Origin of the sequence: Nocardiopsis halotolerans DSM 44410 (assembly GCF_000341065.1) — a bacterium.
Classification (GTDB): domain Bacteria; phylum Actinomycetota; class Actinomycetes; order Streptosporangiales; family Streptosporangiaceae; genus Nocardiopsis; species Nocardiopsis halotolerans.
Map to the genome: position 1 here is coordinate 1 of NZ_ANAX01000096.1, position 202 is coordinate 202.

A 202-nucleotide genomic window follows, 5' to 3' on the forward strand; every position below is an offset into this window, starting at 1 on the left:
GGTTCCGACGAGCAGGGCGGGTTTGTCAGCCGTGCCGAACGTGTCGATGGCGAACTGTTTCACGGGCGGCGGCGCGAGGTCGACGACCGCGTCCCCGACGGCCAGCAGGGGCGTGCTGGTGGGTCGGGACAGGGCCACGGCGACGGCCTCGGCCACGGCCAACGCGGACGCGGTGGCCACGAGCCCGGCAACGGCGGGCGGG

The 202-nt window shown here is 75.2% G+C and carries 1 pseudogene; it reads right to left on the reverse strand.

The window, feature by feature from the left end:
- Positions 1–202 (reverse strand): annotated as a pseudogene (locus D455_RS29590) (molybdopterin-binding oxidoreductase); the annotation flags it as partial.